The organism is Paenibacillus fonticola DSM 21315, from assembly GCF_000381905.1.
Lineage (GTDB): Bacteria > Bacillota > Bacilli > Paenibacillales > Paenibacillaceae > Fontibacillus > Fontibacillus fonticola.
This window is the reverse complement of sequence record NZ_KB907249.1, coordinates 55,548-81,897: the sequence shown is the minus strand read 5'-3', so window position 1 is coordinate 81,897 and position 26,350 is coordinate 55,548. Positions and strand designations below refer to the sequence as shown.

Sequence of the window (26,350 nt, the reverse complement as noted above, 5' to 3'; positions counted from 1 at the left end):
CATGAAAAATGAAAAGTTGATAACACTGCTTCACTATATCATTAGGACGATTATTTTATTGGCCCTATCCGTTTATATCGCCTATTTGGTCGAAACAGGCAGCCTGCAGCTGTATATTGGAGAACGTATTATGCCGCTGGTAAAATTATCGGCTCTGGTCGTTTACGCGCTAGCTGTCATCCAAGGCTTTATTGCCTACAGAAGCTATAAAGGAGCTATCATCGAATGCGACTGCTGCGGCAGCTCGCCGTCAAACTCATGGCCTAAGGCCAGCTTTCTTTATGGGGTGATCGCTCTTCCGTTATTGTTGGGTTTTTTTCTTCCCGATACTGTACTTGGAGGCTCTTTTGCCAGTAAAAAAGGCATTATATTAAGCTCGTCTGCTTCCCCCTATGCAGCTCTAGGGTTCCAGCCGCAACAAAATGAGGCCGCATTTGATCCCTCAGACGCTCAGTGGGCTCCCCCTTCTTCCAATGATACGGAGGAGACAGGGGAGACGGATTCAAGCACCTCCGCTGAATCGCTCGACCAGTTGTTTTATGCGGATAACGATTTTGACCGCGATCTGGCTGAGCTGGCCAAGCGGATCTACAAGCTGCCAATGATTGAGGTTAAGCCTGAAATCTATATGGAAATTCTCTCAAGCATCGTTACTTTCAAGGAGCATTTCATCGGCAAAAGCATTGAAATTTCCGGCTTCGTTTATCGTGAACCCGATCTGGCAGACGATCAGCTGGTCATTGGAAGAATTGCCGTCCAGTGCTGTACGGCCGATGCCACCCCTTACGGGGTATTAGCCGAATTTGTTGGCGCTTCAGAGCTGAAGGACGACACCTGGGTGAAGGTGAAAGGCACGATTGGCGAAACCGAGTATAACGGAAACACCATTATCAAAATTGATGTTGCCGAATCGAGCATGATTAATGTACCGGATCCCCCGTATATTTATCCTAATTTTGATTTTCTAAACGTTAGTATTCCATAATAAAAACGCCAGTGAGGAGAGGTTCCTATGAAAACTCCCGTTATTATCATCAGCGGTTTTCTGGGCAGCGGCAAAACCACCCTGCTCCTTGAACTCATCAAAGCGCTGCATGGCCAGAAGATCAGGCCCGCGATTCTCATGAATGAATTAGGTAAAGCGGATGTAGATGGTCTTATTCTGACAGAAGCCGTAGAGGGACTTCCGCTGGAAAAGCTGTTTGACGGCTGCATCTGCTGCAGTAAAAAAAGCGAAATCTCCGGTTCGATCACAAGCTTGCTGACTCTGGCTCCTGATGTCATCCTGGTGGAGCTTACCGGAGTAGCAAATCCTGAAGAAGTCGTCGATGCCATGGCTGAACCTGAGCTGCTAGACAAGGTTGCTCTGCATAAGATCATCACCGTTGTCGATGCGGAAAATGCGCTGGAATACAACAGCATATTCTCGTCTGACAAGCAGCTCGTTCACACGCTTCGCCGGCAGCTGGCTGTCGCCGATGTAATTCTGGTCAATAAACAGGATCTCGTGCCCGATCCGCATCTGTCCAAAGTTCACCGCTTGATAAAGAAACATAACGAACAGGCTGTCGTCTTTAACACTGCGTTTGGACAATTCAATCCCGAATCCGTGGTTCATGGACTTGAGCCTTTAAATCTTCAAACCCAAGCACCCAGCCCGTTTAAAGTCGTCCGGCAGCACCATCATCATGACGATGCCTCCGCCTCCCTCGGCGTACAAGACCGCGCTTCGTTTTCGCGTATTCAAAGTATTTACATTCCTATAAACAGGCAGGACCAGCTATCGTTGAAGAAGATAGAAAAGTTCTTAAAAACTAAGGACAGACGGGTGCTGCGCGCAAAAGGATATATCCCCTCGGAGGACTCCTCCTGCGCATCGCTGATTCAATTTTCCGGCAAGCAGATTCGCATGGAACGTGCGGAATACATAGGATCTTATTATATCGTCATCATCGGATACGAACTTGATGAAAATGCATTGCTGGAACAATGGCAGACCGGCGTGTTACAGTAACTGGACAAATAGCGCATGTCCCCAGGTTACGGGCTTTCGTCTTGAATGAACAGCTCTATCTTTTGCTAACTACAAAAAAATGTGATTCTCTCACTGACTACTGACAAACTCCCGTTGTGTCGCAGCACAAACGGGAGTCAGTCTTGAAAAGCCATATCTTATCTGTTAATGAATATTCTACAGCCGATGCGGGGTTGTCCGCTGAAAATGCTTCCTCGGAAATGCTCCTGTGGACCGAGGGATGCTAGTTCCAACGTGAATGCGGTGTAGTTGAAGTTCAACCCTTCTTTGGATTACATACAAAAATTAATTCGGGGCCGTTTTCGATTGGGCGATAATCATAATACCCATATTGTTCTTTGATAGTAAATCCACTTGATATAAGTAGTTCCCTCAGTTGTTCTTCGTAATAATACTTCATGGCTAAATTCTCAACATGCTTTATAACCGATCCATCTGATTCCTCTATATAATATATGAGTTCTGGATACGTTATCTGTTTCTTTAAATCAATACTTCTTCGAATATGAGTTCTTCTTACATTCCTTTTTGTTTTAGAATCGAAAATAATCCAGTCCTCCTTCTCATCCTGAACCCAGGATTCATCCAATATGCCATAAGGTCGGTATGTATTAATAATAAAAACACCATCGTCAGACAATTGCTTTCGAACTAGCTCCAGAAATTTTCTCTGTTGATTGTCTTCGGTTAGTAATTGAAAAGCCCGAAAAGGAACAATTATTAATGAAAACTGCTTATCCGAGAAGTACTCCGTCATGTCAGCTACAAAGATATCAGCCCTGTCTTGAGTTTCAACATCCTCATTTTTTAGCTTTGCTTTCAATATTTCGATCATGTCCTCGGATAAATCATATCCAGTAACATGAAGTCCAGATCGAGCAAGAGCTAAACATATCCTTCCAGTTCCACAGGCTATTTCAAGAATTTCTCTACCGTACTGATGAGCATAATTTAAATAGAAAGGAATATCATCTTTCACAATGCCTCGATTGTCCAAATCATACAAATGAGCTGTTTCTTTGTATTTATTAACGTCCATGCTATTCCCCCTAAAATGTATTTAGTCTGAATTCCACCTAACGTTCTTGCATTCGAAAAGGATGTAGACCTACGATATCATTAGATTCAATATTACATAGGGGAATGAATACCCCACAGCGTAGATGCAAGGTTAAGTGATGCTACTGTCCTCTTCGAACTACTAAAAATAGATCTTTACATCTTTGTAATCATGTATTCCGGTTCCATGTCTAGCCAGTCCTTTATTTAACAACTCTTGGCAGGATTTATTTAATTCAACAATAAAATCCTTATTCAAGTCTAATTCATTATGTCCTGGCAGTATTCTTGTTACATGTTCGATTTGACTTATCTTCTCTACGGATTTGACAAACAACAATGGATCTGTCGTTGGATAAAATGCAAACAAAGTGCCCTTGTAGATTAAGTCTCCAGTATATAAATAGCCGCGCTCTTCTTCATAAATACATATATGCCCTGGTGAATGCCCAGGCGTATGTAAGCAAGTTAAAGTTCTGTTTCCTAAATCTATCGTTTCATTGTCCAATAGTATGGAAGTGGGTTCACACCTGAATGGCTCATAATCTTCTATTCTAAAATCAACTGGTAACGGTTTCGAAATATCTCTGCTAACATCATGGCGTATAACCTCAATAGGAAGTCCTGGTATCCCGTTCTTTAACCAATCATTCTCTAATTCATGCACGTATATTTCATTAAACTGCCCATGGCCCCCAATATGATCCCAATGAACATGTGTTGTTATTACCTTAATAGGCAAAAAAATTAATTGATCAACAACATTTCTGATATTTCCTATTCCAATTCCTGTATCTATTAACGCAGCATATTTATCTCCAATAACGAGATATGAATGCACCTTCTCCCAATGGCCATATTCACTAATAGAAAAAGTCATTGGGTCTATCTCTTCAATTGTGAACCACTCATCAAAACTCAATATGTTTCCTCCTCTTTTTCTTTTGTTCTTAATCTTCGACATTTTTACAAATCTGACTCTCCTGGTTTCCAACCTACTTCCTGTGACCATATATGAGCCTTTTGTAATATAAACCATACGATCGGACCTTTACCTTCAACATATTTAAGTCGTTCATTTTTAAACAATTTCATCAATCGATGTTTTTCTTCAGCATATCTCAAGCAATCTTCTGGATGCACCCTTAAATAATCTCTAAAAAGTAAGGTCATTTGTTCTGAAAAACTCCCTAGTTGCCTTACGTGAATATGTGTTCTTCTGGTTCCCGGAATTTCTCGAAAATATCTCTTCGTCTTGTCTGGATTTTCTTTACGGAGTACAAACCCAACATCTTCGATTTTATCCTTATAGGCCAGTAAATCCTCGAAATCCAAGACTGAGATCTGAATATCTATAATAGGTTTTGCATCTAGTCCAATCACTGACGTTGATCCAACATGATCTATCCGGACTGCAAGTTCTCCTATTGATTTCCTTAATTTCAATCCGGTTTCAATGAACAGATTTCTCCATTCTGGATTATGTTTCGCTATTCTCCATTGATCCTCCATGAAATAGCTCCTTCGAAATAATCTTCAAACTAACTCCGTGAGATGCTTTAATATCACCTATGCTATCCTTTATTTGCAAATGCTTCAGTAATCATTAGAACCCCTATCTTAAAACCATAGATGAAAACCTCGCTTGAATATATGGAGCATGATTTCCCAATTAAATCAAATGTTTCTTCAAGAAGTTCCATTTCATGATTTGAAAGCCTCATCTTTAACTGTTCCTTCAAGTTGGAAATTTCGTTATTGAGAGTTCTATACTCAGGATTTTTCGGCACAATCATTTCTTCTGGTCTAATTTCTCCAAAATATAATTGCTCTAATATGTTATTCATACCCTACTCCTCCCTCCATTAAGTTTTAATTTGTGATTGATTTAAATCTTTATCTTCACCCAGGCTTCTAATTTTTTGGTACATGCCTAACCCCCCCATAATAAAAATAAACTAGCGAGGTATTCGTTAGTGAGTTTTAGCGAAAAAATCGCTAAAAAATAATTTGTGTTTCGGATATTTAAAATGCAGTCAACGAATTTACAGCAACTATGAACGTGGTGAAGTTGACATTCCTACCGCAATCCTGATTAAACTCGCCGACTTCCATCAAACCAGTACCGACTATCTTCTAAACAGAACCAATATCAGGCACGCTTATCCCATGGATTGAAAAGCATCCTTGTGATCTTAATACAACTCCAGTTGATTTTCAGTTAACGTTCTTGTATTCACGAAACGCCCTAACCATAGATAGCTCTATTCTAGGTTAGGGCGTTTGTTGTCTGAGTCTTCTTCTTCGATTATCCGTCTGACGACCAAGAAATCGTAAGGTCTCGCATCGTGAATACCGATGTTATAACAATTATACGGATATATTATCCAGTTTGTCTAAAAAAGTAAAAAGAAGCAATTGTTGCGAATGTAAGAGATACTCCTTTAATAATTTTCTTACCAGATGGTCTAGGACCCTCTCGAATAATTCTGATTCCTAATGGTAATAACGCTATCCCAAGTCCAATCGTTGCTATCAATGAAAAAACTGTACTTCCTTTCAATACACCTAATGGGAGAGAAGACATTAGCGCCAATGCAATACATTGATAGATTCTTAAAACTTTAGCTAGATACGCGCCAATCGCGAGAACAACCCAAAAATCACCATCAGCCCGCCAAAAAGTTAAACTTATATCTGAGTATTACACCAAGCAACATTAGAAGAGGGCCTACGATTAATGAAATTCCGCCAAGCCAGCGTCCTGGGAATTCAATTCTTTTTCATGAGATAGTTTATTCATATTTCATCTCCTATTCATTTTCGCTGATTCTGCCGCCCAGAAAAGCCCTCTGCAGACCAAGGGCGTCAGGCATGCCGTGTGAATACGGGTGTTACAGGATGTTCCGGTCTTCTTCGAGTTACAACAAATTGTTCTTTTAATATTTTGTCCATATCTATCCAATTTATATTTATCAATATTTCGATTTCAGGTTTTCATGTTCTTATAGATATGGTATCATTTGTATTAGAAAACCGGGTGCTGCAAACACCCGGCTATACAATTGGCTTGGATGGGTATATCCCTTCAGTCAATTAGGACACAAAAACCCACCTATGGCCGTGAAACCTTAGGGTGGGTTTTTACTTTCTCTTGTAGTTATTCCCGATGTATGTTAAAAGAGCTAAGATGAATGTTGCGAACAGAATCATGATAGTAATTACGTCTTTCAACTCCATGGTCTCACCTCCTCTCGAAGGGAAACCACGCCCACCCAAGATTCAATTGTACTTCCTCATTCTACCATATTGGCCCAATAGTTGATAGAACAATTGTTCGCAGACGACTTTTCTTACTATACCTACTTAAATTCACTTCTCAGAATACTCATGAAAATACTGTCCCAATATTTCCCCTTCTTATATATCTTCTTTCTATATCTCCCTTCTTCTTTAAAGCCACATTTTAGATAGCATTTATAGGCCCTTTCGTTATACTCGTATACTTCAAGTTCAATCCTATTTAAATTTAGTTCCTCGAAAGCAAATTTCTGTAGTATTCGAATTGCTTCACTGCCATAACCTCTATCTAAAAATTCTTTTCTTCCTATTACATTAGCTAATAATGCAAATCGATTCTTCCAGTCTATCTTGAATAGATCAATTTGACCTATATATTCTTGGGAATCTTTTGCTGCTATGATAAAACTCTTGTTACCAGACTTACCTTCAACCATCGTCCTAAAAAAAGATTCTGTCTCATACTTGGAATGTGGATATAAGAAATTATCAGATAAAGTGTCAGTTATTTCTGGATCATTAACCCATTGCCTTATATAATCTAAATCTGAGTCCCGGTATTCTCTAAGAACAATTCTGTCTCCAAAAATGTATGACATAACAGTTCGGCGCCCTCAAATAACCTTCGATTTATTTCCCGGATCGAGGCTGCTTGTCCGCCGATGCATGAACGCATTGTTAGATGAAGTTAATCGACGATCTCGGAGCGATTCCTTCAAAATATGTTATCATGTATTAAAATCAATGTTCCTGTCAATATCCTAATAAGGAGTTGAATTTCCATGGCCATAAGCAAACAAGAGCTTACAGACCTAATTGATAAATTATCTGAAAAAGATGTTCTTCTTGTAGCTGATTTAGTGAAAAGACTTATCCATCCGTCTGATTATCATATCCCATATGATGATGAGCCATTGACAGAAGATGACCTTCAGGCAATAAGAGAAGCAAAAAAGGAATACCTTGAGGGGAAAACTATAAAGTTCGAGGATATTCTAGATGAATTACAAAATTGAGTTATCCAAGCGGGCATACAAGCACTTAGAGAAACTCGACAAAAAGAGTAAACAGCGAATTTCGAACTACTTATTACTACTCACCGAATCCCCCCGTAATTCCCGAAAGAGATATCAAGAAAATTCAAGGCGAATCCTCGATTTATAGACTTCGAGTTGGAAGCATTAGAATCCTTTATATGATTGAAAATAACATTCTTGCATCTACGAACCTGAGAGGCTTTAAGGGAGCAACGCGACTGGGCGATAGAAACTGTATTGTTTGCGAATCATGAGCCTAGGTGGCATTATTTCACTGCACCTTCGGGGGATGGTGATGCAATCAAAAGTGCATACCAACTTGCTCCAGGGAGACAAGTACCGATTGAATTCACCGTCAATAAAGATGGTACAATGCAATTTAAGGTAGATAATAATACAGTACAAACTTATTCTAAATTTGCCCCAACTAGTGGTATTACCAATGCTCGTCTAGTTGTTGGACTAGTCGATCAGGATTTTGGTTCTAACGTTCCAAAAGGCAGTCTCACTCAATGGGGAACATATACGACTCCAATTTCTTGCCAAAGTTACGCTATTCAAACTGTACAAGGCGGATCTTGGACCCCGGTTAATGTTACAACATTTAATAGACTCTATTGGCCAGATGGCACTACTCATGATACAATTCCGAAAGAACTTACTGTGACCAAAGGTAATGGGTATCTGACTGTATCTTTAACGAAACCCTAAGTTCTAGGGTGAAAATAGCTATCCACACGAGGATTATTTGTAAGGGTTCAAAGTTGTAAAATAGTTGACCTGAAAAACAGCCAAGTTCAAAGGTAGAGAAATCTACTTTTGAACTTGGCTGTTATTAATAGTTCCAGGAAATAAATATTTGACACAAAGACATCATATTTATTGAGGAATCTTTTGAATAATATCCCAGTAGGTATTCATGTACTGTGTGAGTTCAATTCTATTATGATTTTCGTCGATATAAGCTGCGCTAGCCTTGCCAATACCAGTACTAGAAAAAACCACAGCACCTAATTTATAAGGCTCCATCACAGGATCTATGTCTAAAGGTACGTCTGGTGAGAGGCTGCCCGCGGTTTTCTTAATTGGAGAACGATCTTCTACTTGTTGTTGACCTAGTGCTACGGCCTGACCATTTTTCACTTCAACAAATGTAGTAAACGGACCATCACTATAGTAGTAATAATCCGCGCGGCCTACTGGAAACGTGTATGCCTGTGTAACGCCTTCTCTTCCGAGTGATTTGAACTTTGTAACAATCGGTAAGGAAATAGCTAATCTCCTGGCAATATATAGATCTTCTTGATTATTAGAAGTATTATTATTTGAAGTGGCGGACTTAGATTCATTTGAATAAATAAACACAAAATTGCGAACTTCATCAAATTGCACGTTATATCCAAGAATTTCAGAGACAAATCGAATAGGTACGAGAAAACGCCCCTGTTTATTTTGAGCAGGCTGGTTTAATTCAATGCTCTTTTCGTTATAAAGAGCCGTTTTATTGTTTTCTGTCAGCTTGATGTAATCACCATTTTTATTTTTCACAGTAGCCACCTTAGAGTTAGAATTAAAACTATAGGATAATCCAAGTGAGGCAAGTGATCTTATGGGAATAAATAAATGCCCCTGTTCGAGTAAAGGATCAACGTCAACCTTAATAAATTCTCCATTTGCAACGATTTGAGTTGGTTTTTTAGGTGGTATTTCTGCCAGTACTAAGGTTGACTGAGCCGCGCAAAGTATCAATATCAATGAAACTGTAATAACCATCCTTTTCATTACGAAATTCCTCCAATTCAATTAGTTGTTTTAAATCAATTCAGGTATAGGAGATCTGTAAAGACAATTGCCCTCTATCGTCTGAATTGTTCTTAAACACATTTTACTAATAAGACGCATACTTTATGGAAAATGTTACCATCCCCAGAAAAATGCTCAGTGAAAAATAGTAAATGTGGTTTCTCACCCCTGCTCCTAGTCCTTCATTCTTTACGAAGTGAAACCCTCAGCAGGAATGCCCCACTTTTATCCGTGGCATAGATTGACTAACAAGTGAAAACATATACCATAAAAGAATAGGTCCAGCATGCTGCTAAACCTTTCTTTTATTTGGGTTATTTCCGAGATTGAGCCGACTTGTAATGCTCTTCCAACCATTCGACGTAGCTTAAATTGCTGCCGCTGGCTTTGAAGTGTTGATAAACTGGATTCGAATCAACTATGTCGAAGACCGTTATATTCTTATGCCAATCCAAACATCGGATTGACGATTTTCGGGGTAATACTCCGACTCGCTCCAAACCACTTGTCCGTTGATATCAAACAACCTTATTTTCGAAAGCTTATTACAAAAAAAAGCCCGAATCCACAAGGGATTCGGGCTTTGACACCATAATCAAATTGAGTGACATTTCATTTTACAAAGTGTGACAAAAGATAATACAGCGGACAACAATTTACATTTGCGGCGAACCCCATTCCGCTTACGAACACTTGCTGTATCCGCAGTTCGCGCACGTTTTGCAGCCTTCAACGCTCAGCAGGGAAGCCGAGCCGCAGGATGGGCACAGGTCGCGTGAGGACGTTTGTGCACCGGCATGATGGCCGTTGCCGGCAGGCTGTCCACCAGCGGCCGCAACGCTGCCTGCAGATCCCGCGCCCGCTTGACCCTGCTCTTCGTGATGCGCCACTGTCGCAGCCACCGGAGCAGGATCGTGGTCGTCGTACGGACCATGCTGCACGTGGATTTCCAGTGCTTTGGCGACAGCGTCGGCGATCGATTCGACGCGGTTCGGACCGAAGCCGATAGCGCCGGAACCGCCAATGCCTTTCAGATGCTTGATCAGCAGCTCCACCTTCTGTCCATGGTCGCCATAGCGCAGGAACAGGGAGCATACGCGGCCAAGCGCTTCAGCCATCGCGAATACATCGGAACCGGCTTTGCCGACGTTCAGAAAAATCTCACTCGGAATGCCGTTCAAATCGTTGATCGTAATATAAGCCATGCCGAACGGCGTATTGATTTTATACGTTGCCCCTTGCAGAACCTGTGGACGCTTCTTGTACTGCTTATCGAACACCGTTTTCTCACCTGGGTCCACCCCGGCGGACAACGATTGATCCAGTCCGCTTAACGCAGATTTCTCCGCGTTCGCTGCCGAACCTTCAGCCCCTGCCGAAGTGCCACCAACAGCAGCACCGCTCTCCGCAGAATTTGCACCAGCAGCAGCAGCTTCCGAACCAGCTTCGGCCACCTCGGCCTTCTCTTCCTTCTTCTCCGTCTGCAGAACCTGCACATCGCGGCTGCCGTCACGATAAATCGTTACGCCCTTGCAGCCGAGGTCGAAAGCCAGCTCATACAGACGCTTCGTCTCCTCTACCGTAAAGTCGGCCGGACAGTTTGCCGTCTTGGAGATCGAGCTGTCCACCCAGCGCTGGATTGCCGCTTGTGTACGGATATGATCCTCAGCGGACAGGTCCATTGCCGTCACGAAATAATCCGGCAGCTTCTCGCCCGGATGCGCATCCATCCATTCCTGCGCGATCGGCACAAACTGCTCGTCGAAGCCCAGCCGGCTCTGACGGTAATATTTGAACGCGAAGTAGGGTTCGATTCCCGTAGACGTTCCCACCATCGTTCCCGTGCTGCCCGTAGGCGCCTGGGTGATGATCGTGACGTTGCGGATGCCTTTCTCGCGAACCGCTGCCCCAACTTCAGGGTATACCTCGGTCATTACCTTCATAAAACCGCTTTGCAAATATTTGTCGGCCTCGAACGCCGGGAACGAGCCCTTCTCTGCCGCAATATCCGATGAAGCGAGGTAAGCTTCCTTCGCAATAAATCCATATAATTTATCGAGGAATTCCAAAGACTCCGGACTGCCGTAACGGATGTTCAGCTTGATCATCAGCTCAGCCAGTCCCATCGTACCCAGGCCTACGCGGCGCTCGTTCTTCTGGTTTTTCTCGTTCTCTTCGAAATGATAAGGCGTCTTGTTGATAACATTGTCCAGGAACCGCACCGAAATACGTGTCGTCAGCGCCAAGTCATCCCAGGCGACATCATGCTTGTCCTCGTCATAGAATTTGGACAGATTCATCGCCGATAAGTTGCAAACTCCCCAGCCCGGCAGACCTTGCTCCCCGCACGGATTCGTGCAAATGATCGGGTTGAAATACCAGCTGTTCGACATCTGGTTGTAGTATTCCATAAATACGACGCCCGGCTCGGCCGATTTCCACGCCGATTCAATAATCGTATGCCAGATCTCCCTCGCCTTCACGGTACGGAAATGATTCACTTTCCGGCCGGCAGCCTTCCATTTATCCAGGTCGCCGTCCCATACCTCATTGTAATCCTCATATGTCGTATCCGGAAAGACGAGCTCCCAGTCCAGATCTTCCTTCACGGCCTTCATGAAATCGTTGCTGACGCAAACCGACAGGTTCGCGTTCGTCACTTGGCCCATCGTTTGCTTCACCGTAATGAAATCAAGTACATCCGGATGCCAATCGTTAATCATCAGCATCAGCGCACCGCGACGGCTGCCGCCCTGCTCGATCAGGCCGGTCGTATAGCTGAACAGCCCGCCCCAGGATACGGCGCCGCTGGATGAGCCGTTTACGCCTTTGACGACGGCCCTTCTCGGACGCAGCGAGCTCAGGTTAATTCCGACTCCGCCCCCGCGCGCCATAATCTCAGTCATTTCGGACAGCGTCTCCATAATGCCGCCGCGGCTGTCCTTCGGCGAAGGAATCACGTAACAGTTGAACAGCGTCAACTCATCGCTTGCTCCTGCTCCAGCGGCGATGCGCCCGCCCGGTACCAGCTTCCAATCGTCCAGTACATAACGGAATTTCTCCTCCCACTCCTGCTGGAGCTCCGGCGTATCCTCCACCGACGCCATGGCGGAAGCGAGGCGATCCCACATTTCTTCCGGTGTTTTCTCGATATTCAACGTCAGCTTCTCAACATCGGATTGCACAAGTTCGCCAGAGCGGGTTTTCACCGTAACCGTCCGCCCTTCACGCGCTACAACCTCGCCTACTTCTTTCGTAGGGAACTTCGGATCATCCTTCGTCAGTACTAGAACTACGTCACCGACCTTTGCATCGCTCGGGTCAGGGTTTTTCCAGGCGTACCGGTCCAAAAAGATTTTCTCACTAAGTCCCTCCAGACGTTGCTTCTGCTCTGTTTTCAAAGAAAACACCCTCCTCAAAAATTTATTATTCGCGCCCTAACTCTTCATCATTCACAGATTGGTTGTCGTTTCTTGCCGCAGCATTCATCGCCGATCTGTCCTCTGCTGGACGCAAAAAAATGTCGGTAGCTGCGCAAGTGCCTCACCTGCACAAATACCGCCGATTCCTGTCTGTTCTCTAACCTTTTTCTTATTTATTTATTACCCTCATCCACATCACATAAACGATCTTTATATGTATAAATCACAATATGTAGTGGGCGAGTATCATTATACTACACAACATCTCGACATAACAGCTTGGCTTCATTGAAAATTAAGGCAGATTAATGGCGTTTATCCCGCGCATCTCCTCTTTGCTTGGATTCCCTCTATTTTTCGTTTCTTCCTTTGAAAAAACACTGAAAACCATTCCATGCCATACCTGCATTCTCACTCCAGCCGCCATGGCTTTAGATTTGCCTATCTCCGTATATATCATCCTCTACCCCCACCAGACTTGCCGCCGGTGTCTCACCATTTCAGCCAGCCCTTCCTTCCTAATTCAGAATCGCTCCCGAGACAGATTATGACATAACCCAATTGTGACATATCCCAACATGATGCCATGATGCATAACCTCTCCCGAAGTTATGAATTTCTACTTATTCGTCCATACTACATCTACATGAATTTAGAAGATGACAGAAAAGGGGAGGTTTACATCATGAATCCGCACCCTCCAAATCCCATGCGTTCTTCCGCACAGGCCGGTCCCCCGGTCGAATTCGACCGCTCCTGGTACGAGGATTTGAACAGCCGCCTGGACAAAGGCGGTCCTTGGGATGATTGGAAGCTATTTAACCTCGCTATGGAAGCGGAAGGCGCTTCACTCGTAACGAGCTTTGAGGAAATGCTGTGCCTCGGTCACATCCATGGAGTAGAGCCGCTGCCGCACCAAACAGAAACCGCCCGCCGAGTCCTCTTTGAAATGCGGGGACGGGCAATTCTTGCCGATGAAGTAGGACTGGGCAAAACCATTGAAGCCGGACTGATTCTCAAAGAGTATATTATTCGCGGCCTTGTTCGCAATGCCCTTATTCTCGTTCCCGCCTCCTTGGTGCTTCAATGGGTGCGCGAGCTTAACCAGAAATTCGCCATTCCCGCCATAGCCCAGAAGAAGCTGCATTCCTGGGACAACGATTTCGTTGTTGCCTCTATGGATACCGCCAAGCGGGACCCGCACAAGGAATTACTGCTTAGCAGGGAGTACGATTTGGTCATCGTCGATGAAGCGCATAAGTTGAAAAATAAAAAAACGACCAATTACCAGTTCATGATCCAGCTCCGCAAAAAATATTGCCTGCTGCTTACCGCCACTCCTGTGCAAAATGACCTTAGCGAGCTGTTCAATTTGATCACGCTGTTAAAACCTGGCCAACTTGGCGGACAAAGTGATTTCGCCGCGAATTTCGTAGTCGACAAGCGCATCCCTAAAAATGAAGAGAAGTTGCGGGACGAGCTCGCCAAAGTAATGATTCGCAACAGGCGCAGTGAGGGTGAGCTGGAATTTACCAAGCGGATCGTACGCAATATCCATGTCGAGCTGTCACCGGAGGAAAAAAACTTATACGACGGGGTAACTTCCTTCGTCAAAGACCAATATCATGCCGCAGGCGGCAACTTAAGCAGCATGCTCTCCCTCGTTACGCTGCAGCGGGAAGTGTGCAGCAGCCGTGACGCCGTTTTCGTCACACTTGTCAATTTGTCGAAGAAGCTCGCCCCTGATTCCCCGCTGCGCGACCGCATCTGGGATCTGGTCGGCATCATCAAAACGATCCAGGCGAACAGCAAGGCGGAGAAGGCCATGGAGCTCATTCGGGAAATGGACGACAAAGTGATCCTGTTTACCGAATACCGGGCAACACAGGAATACCTGCTGAAATATTTCCGGGAGCGCAACATGACGGCCGTGCCCTATCGCGGTGGCATGAACCGCGGCAAAAAGGACTGGATGATGGACCTGTTCCGCGGCCGGGCTCAGGTAATGATCGCCACGGAAGCCGGAGGTGAGGGAATCAACCTGCAGTTCTGCCACCAAATGATCAATTTCGATTTGCCGTGGAATCCGATGCGAGTCGAGCAGCGGATAGGCAGAGTACACCGCCTGGGACAGAAAAAAGATGTAAAAATATACAATTTATCCACACAAGGCACGATCGAGGAGCACATTCTGAATTTGCTTCACGAGAAAATCAATATGTTCGAAATGGTCATCGGCGGCCTCGACGTCATTTTAGAGCGGTTTGAGAAGGAGCACTCCCTGGAGAAGAGCATCTACAAAATTTTGCTGGAATCGCAAAGCGACGAGGAAATCGCCAGCCGCGTTGCTTCCCTGGGCAACACGCTGCACCAGATTAAGGATGAGCTGGACAGCAAAGAACCTCTAAGCGATTCATCCGGCGGAAATCTTACGGAACTCATGGGAGGCTGAGGAACAATGACGATGACGATGAAGCAAATCCAACAGTATGTACTGTCCTACCTTGATATAACCGAATGCCAAATTATCGAAAAATCGCCGCATCACGTTACCGTCAAGCTGTCTATCCAGGCGGATAAGGACTTAACAAACCGCCCGTATTATTGGGGCTTTATCGAACGCACCGGAGCTGAGCCGCAAACGATGACTTTCAAATTCGTCTTCGATGCCGAGCGCCATGATGCAGAACTGGCAGCCGCCGAACAAAGTGAGCCTAAGCCCCAGGAAGATCAAATCCTCGGGCGTCATTACGGGGCGCTTCGACCTCTGCCCGTATTGGGCCCGGCACGAATCCAGCGCGAAGATCTGGCCTTCGGCAGCCCGCGGCTCAAGCAAATATTCGATGCTGCGCATCGGAGGGGGCGCTGTGTCTACCTATTCGAGAATACGGCCCCAAGGCAGCGAATGACCTTACTGCCTGCGGCGTACGAGCCTTGGCTCGGCGTCAACTTCAAGATCGAATTTTGCTGCGATATGAAAAGAGAAGAGCTTCGTTCACTCGGTATTTCCCTCCTGACCGGGCAGATTGATACTTCCTTCAGCACCAGGCTGAAATCCCTCCCTCTCGTTCCCCGGCTGCCGGAGAATGTCCATATCGAGCCGACCAGACTATCACTGGCAGAAGGAAGCAAAGCTCTGGAGCGAATCATCAGGGCGGAAATCGAAGCTTGCGACCAAACCTGGGCTGAGGAAGCTGGCGAGCGGCTTCGCGAGGAACTGCAACTGATCGACGGTTACTATACGGACCTGCTTCGCGATCCGGATGAGGAAAGGAAGAAGCTCGTTCAAGAGCAATACGAATCGCGTCGTGAGGAAATTCGCTGGCAGTACGAGCCGAGGATTGTCGTATCCGCAATAAATAGCGGCATTTTCCATTTACGTTCGCTGCGGTGACGAATAGTTGACCGTTCTCGCTAAAAGACCGCAAAAATAGAAGCTGCTGTACGCGACAGGTTGAGACAACCTTCTTGGCGCCGCTCTTTTAAAATAGAAAGCAGTCAAACGCGACCAAACTTTCGAAAGCTGGTGATCTTTCATGTTCATGTTCCGCTTTCCTTATAAAAAAAGCCTCGTTCTGCTTCTGGGCCTGGCTGTTCTCGCCGCTCCCTTTTCGAACGTGCAAATCGTACAAGCCCGTGATCAATCCAGCCCATCCTTGCTGCCCGCCTTGTTCGCCATGGCGGCTTCCGCTCCAGCTCCAGAGGAAGCGATCCAGTTTGCGGACCAATTGATCAGCAAGCTGTCCGGCAGTAAGCCGTTTACTGATTGGAGTGGCGCCCGCCCGGAATTTCAGCCTCTGGGGCCCGGCATGCACGCCTGGCTTGTGACGTTAAACCGGGAAGGCAAGCCTGTAGGCTATCTTATTATCGGCGCACGGCCGTCTGGCGGCTACGCCCTGATCGAATACGGAGCCGGACCAGAGCCGTTGTTCGATACCGATGCGCTTCAGCAGGCGCTTGCAGCGGAGAGCAGCTTGTACACACATTCCGCCTCATCACCGGCGGACAAAGCGCTCCAAGCAGAACATTTGCAGATTGAACATCTTTATGCCGGGCCGGTTCTTGCCGAATGGCGCATCATCAACAGGAGTAGCCAGGCCAAGGGCGGACAAGTGCAAATACAAGCGCAAGCAGCCTATGACGATGCGCTTGCCCTTCAGTACCGCGATGCCCGGAATGCCGATCCGCTACCCGATAATGAAGCGTTTTGGCAGAAGCTGCTGGCGGCCCCGCTTCAATTGTCATCCGCCATTGTTTCCAGCGGGACAACCATGGCCGCTCCTAAGCCGCCGACAATTACGGCAGACAGCTTTGATCCGAACGACAATTTGCTGTGGCTGGCAAGCGATAAGCTACAGCTTACGGCATCTGCCTTGACCCGAGAGCTTTCTGAGCGCAAATCACTTGTCTTCGCGGCCCGTAGTGATGATCGCAATTATACGCTGCCACTGCCCGTCTATGGTTACCAAATTTGGGGACAGGGCGGCGATGCCGCTGGGGAGCGCGTCTACGTTATGACCGGCTCAGACGCGTCCCCGCGCTTTATCGCCTTCGACGAACTTGCAAAGGCAGGGCAATTTTACAGCAGCATAGGCCGTTAGAATAACAACAAGCCCTGGAACTTAGCTCCTTACGCATAAGCTCCAGGCTCTTTCTATTTCATTTACGCTAGCCAACTACTTCCTTTCGTTGGCCAACTACTTCGTGCGGGCCAGCTACTTCCGTTTTGTGGAATATGGCAACTTGTGAGCCATCTGCCCCCACCACATGCCCAGGCTAAAAGGAATCATCCCAAACCATCTGCGGCTCCAAGGCTCCCTCCCCTTTGCCCGGGTACGGCGAACATCCTTCGGCGTCTCCACATAATCGACGACCCGTTCGGTAATGTACTTGACCAGTTCATCGCCTTTAGCCATCTTTCCCCCTCCTTCTGCCAAAATTTCTTCATCAATATGCCTGTATACCATTAGTTTGTATCATTAGTTTGTATCATTAGTTTGCACCGCGGATCCTCCCCCTAAACCATGAAGGGACTGCCAGTAACAAAAACGTCTAGCTTCGCTGCATGACGGCGGTCGGTCGACTACATTTCGACACCTCGTAATTCCGCCCTGCGCAATGCATGATTTTGCAAGTTCTGGCTCATTCTATGGACAAACAAGACTGCGAGGTGAATTCATGAAACGTTATTGCACCCTTTTATTTGCACTAATCTTGGTCTTCAGCAATATACATGGCGGCATGTATCGCTCCTGTACAGCTGCTGAGAATGAGGATAATCCCTTTCGGCATGCCTTTCCTGAGCCGGTCATTCTCATTGATGCCGGGCATGGCGGAATTGATGGAGGCACCTCTTATGGCGGTATTTTAGAGAAAGACATTACCTTGGAAATTGGACGCAGACTTTATATGATCCTTCGCAGTCATGGTTACCGGACAATTCTGAACAGGACCGGCGATTACGCCTTAAGCGACGATAACCGGTGGTCCCGCAGCCGTTCACGCCACTTAAGAGACTTAGCCCAGCGCAAGCAGCTTAGTGAAGAGCTCCCTTCCGAAATCGTCGTCAGCCTTCATGTAAACTGGGGCAGAAACAAAGCAAAGCGCGGGCCAATCGTCCTGCATCAGAACGAAGGCCGAAGCGTGCTGCTTGCTTCCTCCATACAGAATGCACTGAACAGCTTAAACGGCACCTCGTCCCTTCCCCAGCATGGCAAGCCTTTTTATTTGCTTAAGCATGTCGACTGCCCTGCCGTAATCATCGAAACAGGCTTCCTGAGCAACGCAAAAGACCGCGCCATGCTCACGAGCAAACGCGGTCAACAGAAAATTGCCGAAGCGCTTTATGGAGGAATACTTGCTTATTTTACGGCAATATGAACCCTGCTCCCGGTGATCCTCCGCCGGGATTATTTGTATAGTCGATCATTTCTGAAATGCCGACGAAGCGAATTCCCTGCTCCTGAAACATAGGAATGAATTTTTTCAAAACCGCAGCTGTCCGTTTGCCCTTTGTACCTACATGGCCGATGGTTACACATTTACCTTTCGTCTGCACCTGCTCTGCAACCTTCTTCAACTGAGCCGAAATATGGGCATCTGTATGGACATCATCAAGGAAAATATCGTTTTTGATTTGTGTCATCCTTTTCTGTTCGCACAGCTTAAAGATAACCGAGCGGTAATTGGTTCTGCTATCTACAAAAAACAGCCCCCGCTCCTTGCAAACATCGAGAACAATCGACATGACCCGTTCATCGCCGGTCGCTTTGGAGCCCATATGATTGTTAATGCCAATCGCGTACGGTACATTATCGATCGCCGCTTCAACCCGCTTCCGTATTTCCTCATCTGTCATTTTAACGAAAACCGCGCCGGGACCAAGCCATGTTACGCTGCCGTCCTTTGGCTCCATGGGAAGATGAATCAGTACATCATGACCCGCTTCATGCGCCTTGCGCGCATCGGCTTCCGTCGTAGACAGAAATGGCATAACCGCGACAGTCAGTTTTATTGGAGTGCCCATAATTTCCTCTGTTCCCTGCATACCATTGCCAAGATCATCGATAATGACCGCGACCTTCTTGTCAACGTTCTCCAACTTCTCTTTTCCTGGTTTACCGGGCGAATCCTCTTGTGAAAAATACAACGGTTCCCCAAAGCATTCAGCAAGTGAGTTTGGAATGTACATTACAAATGCCAATACGCAGCAGCATATTTTTCCGAGAATACTCCACTTCATGATGTTTTCATACATAAGAGTCCTCCTTGTTATGCCTTGTTTAGAAAAAAGCCGAATGCGGTGTACATCCGCTAATATTCACCCCATCTCTCCTATTATGACTGTCCTTGACTTGATTGATTCGTCTCATGGATTTTTTGTTCAATTTAAGGCCAGCTCAGTTTGTATTACTACCTTATCGCTTTTCCCGCTAAACGCGCAGGTCTCTCTTCTCAAAACAGATCACTGCCACGGTTAGGCAAACGCCAATAATCAGGATGGGAATCAAAATTGTACGCAAGTGCTCATGGAACCCGGAAAGCGTAACAATTTGTGAATTGGACAAGTACATCCCGGAAAATTTCAAAATCTGGGTCATCAGCGTGTGGTCAGAAATCCCCTTCAGCAATGCGGACGAGGAATCCTTCAAATATCCGCCGAGTAAAAAATCGCCAAAAACAGTGACAAACGTTATGACTACGGCCGTAGCCGTTTTTTTCACGAGCACTCCTGCCATCATGATGATTGCAGCATACGCTGCCAAATACAGCAGGTTGTACCCCAGTATAGAGAATACAGCCGCGGCATCTTCCTGTATTCGGCTAAACCCGACGGAAGCCCCTGTTAAAAGAGCTGCTGCGATGTACACGATGAGGTAAAGTCCACAGAATTGGAAAATGAACCATCCAATCACCTTCATTTCCGAAATATATTTCCCTAAAAAATAAAACGACCTGCGCTGGCCTGAAGCGATCAGGTTGGCCGCTGAGCCATTTTCAAACCCTTCCGTGATAAAGAAGCAGGCCTGTATTGGGATAATAAAGTACAAAATCAGCGATAATGACATCATTTTTCTTAGCGGTTCCAGCGGATTATCCATCTGAAAACCATTCTTTGACCCGAGCCATACTGGAAGGATGATGCCCGACAGCAAAAAAAACAGGCAGATCCCTTTAAACACGACATCCTTCCTCAAATAATAAACCTGGCCTTTTAGAATATTTCTCATCAACTGTTCCCTCCAATTAAATCCATATAATAATTCTCAAGATTTGGGGTTGACAGGTGAATGCCTTGAATGGAAATGCTATGCCTTAGCAGCACTGACATCAGCTTTTCCATATCCGTGCTTTCTTTCGAAATATATACGTCCCCGGCGCTGGTCATAGAGATTTCAGCGATTTGCAGCTCCCGCTTTAAGATTTCCGCCGTGGCGGCAGGGTCTGAGGTTTGGACGCATATTCGCGTCCCCCCTGTTTTCAGCAACTCCCGGGCAGAAATCTCATGGATTAATCGTCCTTTGTGCATAAATCCAAATGTAGTGGCCAATAACTGCAGCTCGTTTAAAAAATGGCTGGATATTAAAATCGCCACGCCGTTTTCCTTGGCCAAGTGCTCTAAAATGTTCCGCAACTCGATGATTCCGGATGGATCCAAACCGTTGATTGGCTCGTCCAGTACAAGAAATTGCGGCTGATTCAACAGGGCGATGGCGAGGCCAAGCCGTTGACGCATTCCCAAGGAGTATTCCGACACCTTTTTGTTCCCTGTGTCTGACAGAGATACTTGTTCCAATACGCCAGCTATTCTGCGCTGATCCGTAATGCCGTAATTATGGCAATAAAAAGCCAGGTTTTGCTCCGCATTTAAATGAGGATATAGACCTGGCGTATCAATGAGAAACCCAATCTGCTGCCTTACGGCATGAAGCTGGGATCGATCGCTTATTCCAAAAAGCGAAATTTCTCCGCTCGTCGGATGAACAAGTCCGCCAATGATCCGCATCAACGTCGTTTTACCTGCTCCGTTCTCTCCAATGCACCCGTATATCTCCCCAGGCCTGATCCTCATGTTGATTTCTTGAAGAGCACAAGCTGGCCCATACCGCTTCGTTAACCCTTTTGCTTCAAAGACCGTTGCATTCCACTGCATTTAACTGATCCCCCTTGTGTCCTTTTCTGCTCTAGTAACGATAACATACCGTTATCCATCCCTGGCGCGGCTTGTTAAAAATACGGGTTTTAATGTAACTTTCGAGCGAATTCCCCGGTATAGCGGACAGCAAAGTGATATTGTGGCTTGTATTTCCACAAATATGTAATATCATAATCGGGTGGATAGTTATGGAAAGGAATGATTTTGTGATTCGTATCGCGGTTTGCGATGATGATTTGCAGGTAACCGGACAAATGGAGAGCCTGATTCTGGATGCGGCCAACCGTAATTTGCATCCTGTCGGGGTGTCAGTGTTTTGCTCGGGGGCAAGCTTCTCTAAAGCGATTGAAAACGGCTGCCCCTTTGATATTGTTTTTATGGACATTGAAATGGAGAAGCTGGATGGCATCCAGGCAGGGCATAGATTAAGAGCCGATGACGATAACGATCTGGTACAGCTTATTTATGTTTCCAGCCATGAGCAGTATCATGTGCAGCTGTTCGATGTTAGACCATCGGGATTTATCCGTAAACCGATTGAACCGGAGGCGTTTAAACGAAAGCTTTTCTCTGCCATGCAAAAAGCGATCCGCCGACAGCAGCAGGGTCAAAAAAACTTCCTAGCCGTACAACAAAAAGGGAAAGATCTGCTCGTGCCCTTCCGGGACATTTTGTATTTGGAAAGTAAACTCAGAAAAGTGCATCTCTACACAAAGGACGGGAAATTGGATTACTACAGCACATTAAATGAAGAAGAGAACAAGCTGCCCGCCAGCGATTTCATTCGAATACACCAGTCCTACATCGTTAATTTTTACTTTGTCCGGCAGCTCAGCTATAACAAGATAATGCTCGTCACCGGCGTGGAACTGCCGGTCAGCGAGAAGAGGAGCGCCGGCGTGAAGCAAAAATATTTGAAATTCAGGGGGAGTCTCATTGAATAATATGTTCGTGGAAGAACTGTTTTATCTGGCTACTTTCCCGCTTCTGCTATTTATCATTCACTATTTTTTCAGTCATTTTTTCATCTGCCGCATGGAGAGCCGCCTCTGGCTTTCCGCCTGCTACATGCTTTATTTTACGATCCATACAGCCTTGCATTTCAGCCCCTGGTCAGGTTCTGTTCTTCTCTTATTAAATACCGGCTTGATTGTACTGCTGTCATGCCTTTACAGAGGGGATTTGAAATGGAGGGTTTGTACCGCGCTTTTTATGACTGTCCTTATTTTGCTTAGCGATGCGGTAATCCAGCCGATCTATTCAACAAGCGGCTATGTCATTTCGCTCTTTATTACCAAACTTCTCATCTTTATGCTCGTTTATATTTCAGTACGCATAGCCCGCACCTTTGGCGACGGCAATCTGGCCGGATCGTACTGGCTGTTCCTTTTTTTCTGCCCAATAATAAGTATACTGGGGGTTATTCAATTATCGGACCATCCGTTTTTTCGAGCTTATCCAATCTTTTTTCCTATTTCAGCCATAGGGCTGCTCATCATCAACTTCCTTGTGTTCCTATTGTGTGATCGTGTACTGCAGGCGCACTCCGCCCAGCACAAAAGCCGCTTGCTCGAACAGCAAATGACATACTATGTCAACCAATATCAGTTTATTAAGGAAAGGCATGAGGAGACCGTCCGATTCCAGCATGATTTCAAAAATATACTGCTTGGCCTGCATGCCCGTCTGCAATCGGAAGGCGAAAATACAAGCAAAGAAGAAATCGAAAAATTGCTGGGACATATCGGGCATCCAGCAGAGTTGTGCAATAGCGGGAACCTCATCCTTGACGCCATGCTCAATTACAAAGCCCAGACAGCCAAAAGAATCGGCATCCCTTTTCTTATCGATTTAAACATACCGCCGCACCTCGTTCTGGACGCTGCAGTAATCAGTGTCGTGCTGGGGAACGCGCTGGACAATGCGATTGAAGCAGTCCAGAAAATGACGAATGAAGACCGGTATATCCAGATACAAATGCATTATCTCCACGACAGCTTATTTATGCGGATGCAAAATCCTTACATTCACGAAATTCGCACAAATCGGCAAGGGGAACTGTATTCTACGAAGCCGAATGCTCAAGGCCGTCATGGCCTGGGCCTAAGAAATATTAAAAAGATCGTTAACGACAACAACGGCCTAGTGGATATTTCCTATCGCAACCAGCTTTTTCAACTAGAAATTGTACTTTTTAATATTGAGAGACAGCAATCTGCTCCAGCCTAAAAATAAAATAAATACCCCAACAGTCTGCATTTACAGTACTGTCAGGGTATTTACTTAAGCCTCAGCTTGATAAGAAGAAATCAAAATTCCGCTGAAATCAACCAACCCTAATTCATAAGCCCTTTGAATCGTAGCAAACCGTTGATGTCCAAAACCGTTCATCCCGTTGTACTGCATATATACGCGATTGTTGGCTGCTTCATCGGGGGATACTTGCCTGGCGTAGCCGTGATTGACTGTCTGCTCTTTTTGAATAGCTTGCATGAATTGTTCAAAACTCATGGAGTTCATACTGGCATCCATACGGATTCCACGTTTTTGACTTTGAATGCGGTTGGCCAACACCAGTTTAGTGTAGGCAGCAAATTCCGCAGTCAATTGACCGTCGATCGCTGCACGAATTTCCAATCCATTGTGCCTCCTTTCATCCATTAACGCTTAGCTCTATTATCGGCAAATCCACCGCAGCACTTTACTATTCGTGGAAAAAGTGTGAAATCCCGGGCCGGCAACAAAGCTATTGTGCTTAAAGATGAATCCGCAACACGGCTTCCTGAGTATGCTGACCGCCAGCTATCACCTCAACCTGCTTAATGGCATCCTGACCGCTATTATTGGCAGCTCTGTTTCCTCGGCGTTTATCAGTAAAAGAAACAGAAGAAGCCCCCATCTGTGTAATCGGCAAAAAAAGAGCGAGTCTCCTAGGGTACAGGCCCTGGAACTCGCACTTTCTATTTTACTTAGCTTGAACATAGTTTTGCAGAATTTTATGACCTGCATACATGCACAAAGTAACGATGCAAAGGGCAATAACATGAACCTGAAACATCGTCTGGCGTCCAAGAGCATTGATCAGTATGAATCCGCCCATAATACCGACACCAATGGCCCCGCCCACGATGAATCTTTTAACCCTTCCCGTATTCTGGGCAACAGATTTAAAAGATGTTTTACCAATGTAGTGAACAATCGCGAAAGAAGCCGCTAAAATAATAACGTACGATATGATATCGCCAATGGTGAATGAGATCATAAAATTATCTTTTTTTCCTGTGATTAAATGCTTGAATACTTGGAAGCTATCTTTCGACAGAACAAGGTGAATCAAACCCAGAACGGACAAGCATAACAGTATAGTGTCAACAAAATCCAACCACTTACTTTTTTTGCTCTTCTCAGGTAAAGACGCTATGATCTCATCACAAAATTGTTTATAGTCATCGCCGATAACCGCGCTTATCTCCTCTCCGCGCTCCTGTGCCGACAGAACGATTTCTAGTAAATCATGGCGCACAAGCTCCTGATCATAGTCGCTAATGTTCGCTACACGCAAGTAACAGACCATATCGGTCATTATAGTTTGATTCTCTGGAACTAGCTTCTTATCTAATTCATTATTTTGCCGATTCAATATTTTCGTTTGTTTATTCATTCTTCTTTCCCTCCACCTGTAAAAAGTCGGTTTACTGCACGTTCAAGCAATTTCCAGCTGCCAACGAAATTGTCCAGCTCCTGTTCACCAATCGGAGTAATCGAGAAATACTTCCTTTTGGGGCCTACTAAAGAATCACGATACTGGGCTTGAATGTAACCATTCTTCTCCATCCGAAGCAGCAGCGGATAAATCGTTCCCTCCGATATGTTAGAGAAACCGTAACCCTGAAGCTCCTGAGAAATCTCATATCCGTATGTTTCTTTAACGCTGATTACCTTGAGGATGCATCCCTCAAGAGTACCCTTAAGCATCTGTGATGGTATCACTGTTCTAACACCTCTTCTCCAACTACCTTGTAATACATGTTAGTGGCTATATTGTAATACAAGGTAGCTGGTATGTCAAATTATTACTTTAAATTTTTCCTGAACTTCTCGAACAATCAAAAAAGGACGGCTAGCGCCATCCCGATAAAGATCTAAGTGAGCCCCAACCGAAATTCCATCCGGCCTATTCATTACACTGGCGCGCCTTATTTTCTGTTCTTAATATTTCGATCGCCTGCTAGGAAAATATAGATCCGAACTGCCCCCTGATCTCAAATTCATCAGAGGGCATTTTGTTATTTATCAATTCATACTTACTTCAGTTTAGCCACACTAACTGCCACCTGCTCGATTTGACCGCTGCTCAGGTAACCGTCAGGGGAGCTAATCGTTACCGTCCGGTCGTCCAGTTGGAAACCCAGCATCGGTGTATCGGAAGGTGTATACCACTTCGCTTTAACGCCGTTGGATAACTTGACCTCCTTGGATTCATAGTCAGCGGAATAATCCCGTGGCGACACATTAACAATCATATGCTTAAAGATTAAATGGACTCCATCGCTCGTAGCTTCCGCTTTAACGTAACTGTCGTTTGCGGTCATTTGCTTTGGAGCATAGGCCGTCTCGAAGGATTCGAAGTTAGCGTAAGCTTTTTTAATCGCCTTAATCTGTGCTTCATTGTAGCTGACCGTTGTCAGTTCACCTGCAGGCTGGTTATCGCCGCTCTGTTTCGTTTCCAGGCGAATCTGCTGGCTGGAGGCATCGAACTCTACATTGATTCCAGCCATGTTGGAAATGGCCCGCACAGGCAGATACGTTGTATTGTGATAGGTGATGGGCACCAGCTGTTTGCCATTACGGTCTGTTAAGGATTGAACGGCTCCGTTTACTTTAAAGGTAATGCCGTGATTCAGATAAGCGCTGATCTTCTCCAGCTTGCTTCCAGCATACACACCGGCGGCTCCCGATAAAGCCATTCCCACAACGATAAGGGACAAAAGTGTTTTTTTCATAACGCTCTCACCTTTTTCTTCTCTTTTTTTCCGAA

28 protein-coding genes are annotated in these 26,350 nt (G+C 45.4%); 11 read left to right on the top strand and 17 right to left on the bottom strand.

What is annotated here, in order from left to right:
• Position 1: 1 nt before the first annotated feature.
• Together G358_RS0106550 and G358_RS0106545 are read left to right on the top strand one after the other, a co-directional pair.
• Positions 2-985, top strand: a complete 984-nt coding sequence (locus G358_RS0106550; protein ID WP_019636401.1) for a TIGR03943 family putative permease subunit — start codon at positions 2-4, stop codon at positions 983-985.
• Positions 986-1,012: 27 nt separating this feature from the next.
• The gene (locus G358_RS0106545) at positions 1,013-2,014 is read left to right on the top strand and encodes a CobW family GTP-binding protein (RefSeq protein ID WP_019636400.1); all 1,002 of its coding nucleotides are present in this window, start codon (positions 1,013-1,015) and stop codon (positions 2,012-2,014) included.
• A 277-nt stretch (positions 2,015-2,291) separates the two neighbouring features.
• Here the strand turns inward: G358_RS0106545 and G358_RS0106540 are convergent, their stop codons facing one another.
• The 4 genes from G358_RS0106540 to G358_RS0106525 all read right to left on the bottom strand — a co-directional run bounded on the left by G358_RS0106540 (position 2,292) and on the right by G358_RS0106525 (position 4,941).
• On the bottom strand, positions 2,292-3,074 hold the full coding sequence (locus G358_RS0106540) for a class I SAM-dependent methyltransferase (protein ID WP_019636399.1): 783 nt from the start codon (positions 3,072-3,074) through the stop codon (positions 2,292-2,294).
• Between the two features lie 162 nt (positions 3,075-3,236).
• Positions 3,237-4,016 (bottom strand): MBL fold metallo-hydrolase, encoded by a 780-nt coding sequence (locus G358_RS0106535; protein WP_019636398.1) that lies wholly within the window; start codon positions 4,014-4,016, stop codon positions 3,237-3,239.
• A 44-nt stretch (positions 4,017-4,060) separates the two neighbouring features.
• Positions 4,061-4,606 carry a GrpB family protein gene (locus G358_RS0106530; protein WP_019636397.1) on the bottom strand — a complete coding sequence of 182 codons (546 nt, stop codon included), beginning with the start codon at positions 4,604-4,606 and terminating at the stop codon, positions 4,061-4,063.
• Between the two features lie 62 nt (positions 4,607-4,668).
• Positions 4,669-4,941, bottom strand: a complete 273-nt coding sequence (locus G358_RS0106525) for a DUF6809 family protein (RefSeq protein ID WP_019636396.1) — start codon at positions 4,939-4,941, stop codon at positions 4,669-4,671.
• 163 nt (positions 4,942-5,104) lie between these two features.
• On the opposite strand from G358_RS0106525, the gene G358_RS34390 reads away from it, so the two are divergent.
• On the top strand, positions 5,105-5,272 hold the full coding sequence (locus G358_RS34390; RefSeq protein WP_084662684.1) for a helix-turn-helix domain-containing protein: 168 nt from the start codon (positions 5,105-5,107) through the stop codon (positions 5,270-5,272).
• A gap of 966 nt (positions 5,273-6,238) precedes the next feature.
• Here G358_RS34390 and G358_RS33815 read toward each other — a convergent pair.
• Together G358_RS33815 and G358_RS0106515 are read right to left on the bottom strand one after the other, a co-directional pair.
• A complete protein-coding gene (locus tag G358_RS33815; protein ID WP_240479970.1) occupies positions 6,239-6,307 on the bottom strand; it encodes a putative holin-like toxin in 69 nt (22 codons plus the stop codon).
• Between the two features lie 149 nt (positions 6,308-6,456).
• Entirely contained in the window at positions 6,457-6,993 is a 537-nt protein-coding gene (locus G358_RS0106515) for a GNAT family N-acetyltransferase (RefSeq protein ID WP_019636394.1), read from the bottom strand.
• Positions 6,994-7,176: 183 nt separating this feature from the next.
• Here G358_RS0106515 and G358_RS0106510 point away from each other — a divergent pair, with 183 nt between their 5' ends.
• Together G358_RS0106510 and G358_RS32960 are read left to right on the top strand one after the other, a co-directional pair.
• The gene (locus G358_RS0106510) at positions 7,177-7,410 is read left to right on the top strand and encodes a hypothetical protein (RefSeq protein ID WP_019636393.1); all 234 of its coding nucleotides are present in this window, start codon (positions 7,177-7,179) and stop codon (positions 7,408-7,410) included.
• A 258-nt stretch (positions 7,411-7,668) separates the two neighbouring features.
• A complete protein-coding gene (locus G358_RS32960) occupies positions 7,669-8,142 on the top strand; it encodes a hypothetical protein (RefSeq protein WP_157274278.1) in 474 nt (157 codons plus the stop codon).
• Between the two features lie 168 nt (positions 8,143-8,310).
• Here G358_RS32960 and G358_RS0106505 read toward each other — a convergent pair whose 3' ends face one another.
• Complete coding sequence (locus G358_RS0106505; protein WP_019636392.1) at positions 8,311-9,213, bottom strand: copper amine oxidase N-terminal domain-containing protein; 903 nt, start codon at positions 9,211-9,213, stop codon at positions 8,311-8,313.
• A 704-nt stretch (positions 9,214-9,917) separates the two neighbouring features.
• The gene (locus G358_RS0106500) at positions 9,918-12,635 is read right to left on the bottom strand and encodes an adenosylcobalamin-dependent ribonucleoside-diphosphate reductase (protein ID WP_019636391.1); all 2,718 of its coding nucleotides are present in this window, start codon (positions 12,633-12,635) and stop codon (positions 9,918-9,920) included.
• Between the two features lie 706 nt (positions 12,636-13,341).
• Between G358_RS0106500 and G358_RS0106490 the strand changes: the two genes are divergently transcribed.
• The 3 genes from G358_RS0106490 (at position 13,342) to G358_RS0106480 (ending at position 17,257) form a co-directional block, all read left to right on the top strand.
• On the top strand, positions 13,342-15,108 hold the full coding sequence (locus tag G358_RS0106490; protein WP_019636389.1) for a DEAD/DEAH box helicase: 1,767 nt from the start codon (positions 13,342-13,344) through the stop codon (positions 15,106-15,108).
• Positions 15,109-15,114: 6 nt separating this feature from the next.
• On the top strand, positions 15,115-16,050 hold the full coding sequence (locus G358_RS0106485) for a YqhG family protein (protein WP_019636388.1): 936 nt from the start codon (positions 15,115-15,117) through the stop codon (positions 16,048-16,050).
• 142 nt (positions 16,051-16,192) lie between these two features.
• Positions 16,193-17,257, top strand: coding sequence for a hypothetical protein (locus tag G358_RS0106480; RefSeq protein WP_019636387.1), 1,065 nt, complete (start codon positions 16,193-16,195; stop codon positions 17,255-17,257).
• 114 nt (positions 17,258-17,371) lie between these two features.
• Here the strand turns inward: G358_RS0106480 and G358_RS29520 are convergent, their stop codons facing one another.
• On the bottom strand, positions 17,372-17,572 hold the full coding sequence (locus G358_RS29520; RefSeq protein ID WP_019636386.1) for a YqzE family protein: 201 nt from the start codon (positions 17,570-17,572) through the stop codon (positions 17,372-17,374).
• A gap of 262 nt (positions 17,573-17,834) precedes the next feature.
• On the opposite strand from G358_RS29520, the gene G358_RS0106470 reads away from it, so the two are divergent.
• Positions 17,835-18,536 carry an N-acetylmuramoyl-L-alanine amidase family protein gene (locus tag G358_RS0106470; RefSeq protein WP_019636385.1) on the top strand — a complete coding sequence of 234 codons (702 nt, stop codon included), beginning with the start codon at positions 17,835-17,837 and terminating at the stop codon, positions 18,534-18,536.
• Here G358_RS0106470 and G358_RS0106465 read toward each other — a convergent pair.
• The 3 genes from G358_RS0106465 to G358_RS0106455 all read right to left on the bottom strand — a co-directional run bounded on the left by G358_RS0106465 (position 18,523) and on the right by G358_RS0106455 (position 21,309).
• The gene (locus G358_RS0106465; RefSeq protein ID WP_019636384.1) at positions 18,523-19,413 is read right to left on the bottom strand and encodes a divergent polysaccharide deacetylase family protein; all 891 of its coding nucleotides are present in this window, start codon (positions 19,411-19,413) and stop codon (positions 18,523-18,525) included. The two genes, G358_RS0106470 and G358_RS0106465, sit on opposite strands and share 14 nt — an antisense overlap.
• A gap of 175 nt (positions 19,414-19,588) precedes the next feature.
• On the bottom strand, positions 19,589-20,386 hold the full coding sequence (locus tag G358_RS0106460) for a hypothetical protein (protein WP_019636383.1): 798 nt from the start codon (positions 20,384-20,386) through the stop codon (positions 19,589-19,591).
• Positions 20,386-21,309, bottom strand: coding sequence for an ABC transporter ATP-binding protein (locus G358_RS0106455; RefSeq protein ID WP_019636382.1), 924 nt, complete (start codon positions 21,307-21,309; stop codon positions 20,386-20,388). Before G358_RS0106455 ends, G358_RS0106460 begins: the two co-directional genes overlap by 1 nt.
• Before the next feature lie 191 nt (positions 21,310-21,500).
• Between G358_RS0106455 and G358_RS0106450 the strand changes: the two genes are divergently transcribed.
• Both G358_RS0106450 and G358_RS0106445 read left to right on the top strand, forming a co-directional pair.
• A complete protein-coding gene (locus G358_RS0106450) occupies positions 21,501-22,256 on the top strand; it encodes a LytR/AlgR family response regulator transcription factor (RefSeq protein ID WP_019636381.1) in 756 nt (251 codons plus the stop codon).
• A 1-nt stretch (position 22,257) separates the two neighbouring features.
• Positions 22,258-23,541 (top strand): sensor histidine kinase, encoded by a 1,284-nt coding sequence (locus G358_RS0106445; protein ID WP_240479968.1) that lies wholly within the window; start codon positions 22,258-22,260, stop codon positions 23,539-23,541.
• 54 nt (positions 23,542-23,595) lie between these two features.
• Here the strand turns inward: G358_RS0106445 and G358_RS0106440 are convergent, their stop codons facing one another.
• The 5 genes from G358_RS0106440 to G358_RS0106420 all read right to left on the bottom strand — a co-directional run bounded on the left by G358_RS0106440 (position 23,596) and on the right by G358_RS0106420 (position 26,315).
• Positions 23,596-23,949 (bottom strand): hypothetical protein, encoded by a 354-nt coding sequence (locus G358_RS0106440; protein WP_019636379.1) that lies wholly within the window; start codon positions 23,947-23,949, stop codon positions 23,596-23,598.
• 118 nt (positions 23,950-24,067) lie between these two features.
• Positions 24,068-24,226, bottom strand: a complete 159-nt coding sequence (locus tag G358_RS32955) for a hypothetical protein (RefSeq protein ID WP_019636378.1) — start codon at positions 24,224-24,226, stop codon at positions 24,068-24,070.
• 51 nt (positions 24,227-24,277) lie between these two features.
• Positions 24,278-24,973 carry a DUF1129 domain-containing protein gene (locus G358_RS0106430; RefSeq protein ID WP_019636377.1) on the bottom strand — a complete coding sequence of 232 codons (696 nt, stop codon included), beginning with the start codon at positions 24,971-24,973 and terminating at the stop codon, positions 24,278-24,280.
• A complete protein-coding gene (locus G358_RS0106425; protein WP_019636376.1) occupies positions 24,970-25,287 on the bottom strand; it encodes a PadR family transcriptional regulator in 318 nt (105 codons plus the stop codon). Before G358_RS0106425 ends, G358_RS0106430 begins: the two co-directional genes overlap by 4 nt.
• 329 nt (positions 25,288-25,616) lie before the next feature.
• The gene (locus G358_RS0106420; RefSeq protein ID WP_026342103.1) at positions 25,617-26,315 is read right to left on the bottom strand and encodes a stalk domain-containing protein; all 699 of its coding nucleotides are present in this window, start codon (positions 26,313-26,315) and stop codon (positions 25,617-25,619) included.
• Between the last annotated feature and the right edge of the window lie 35 nt (positions 26,316-26,350).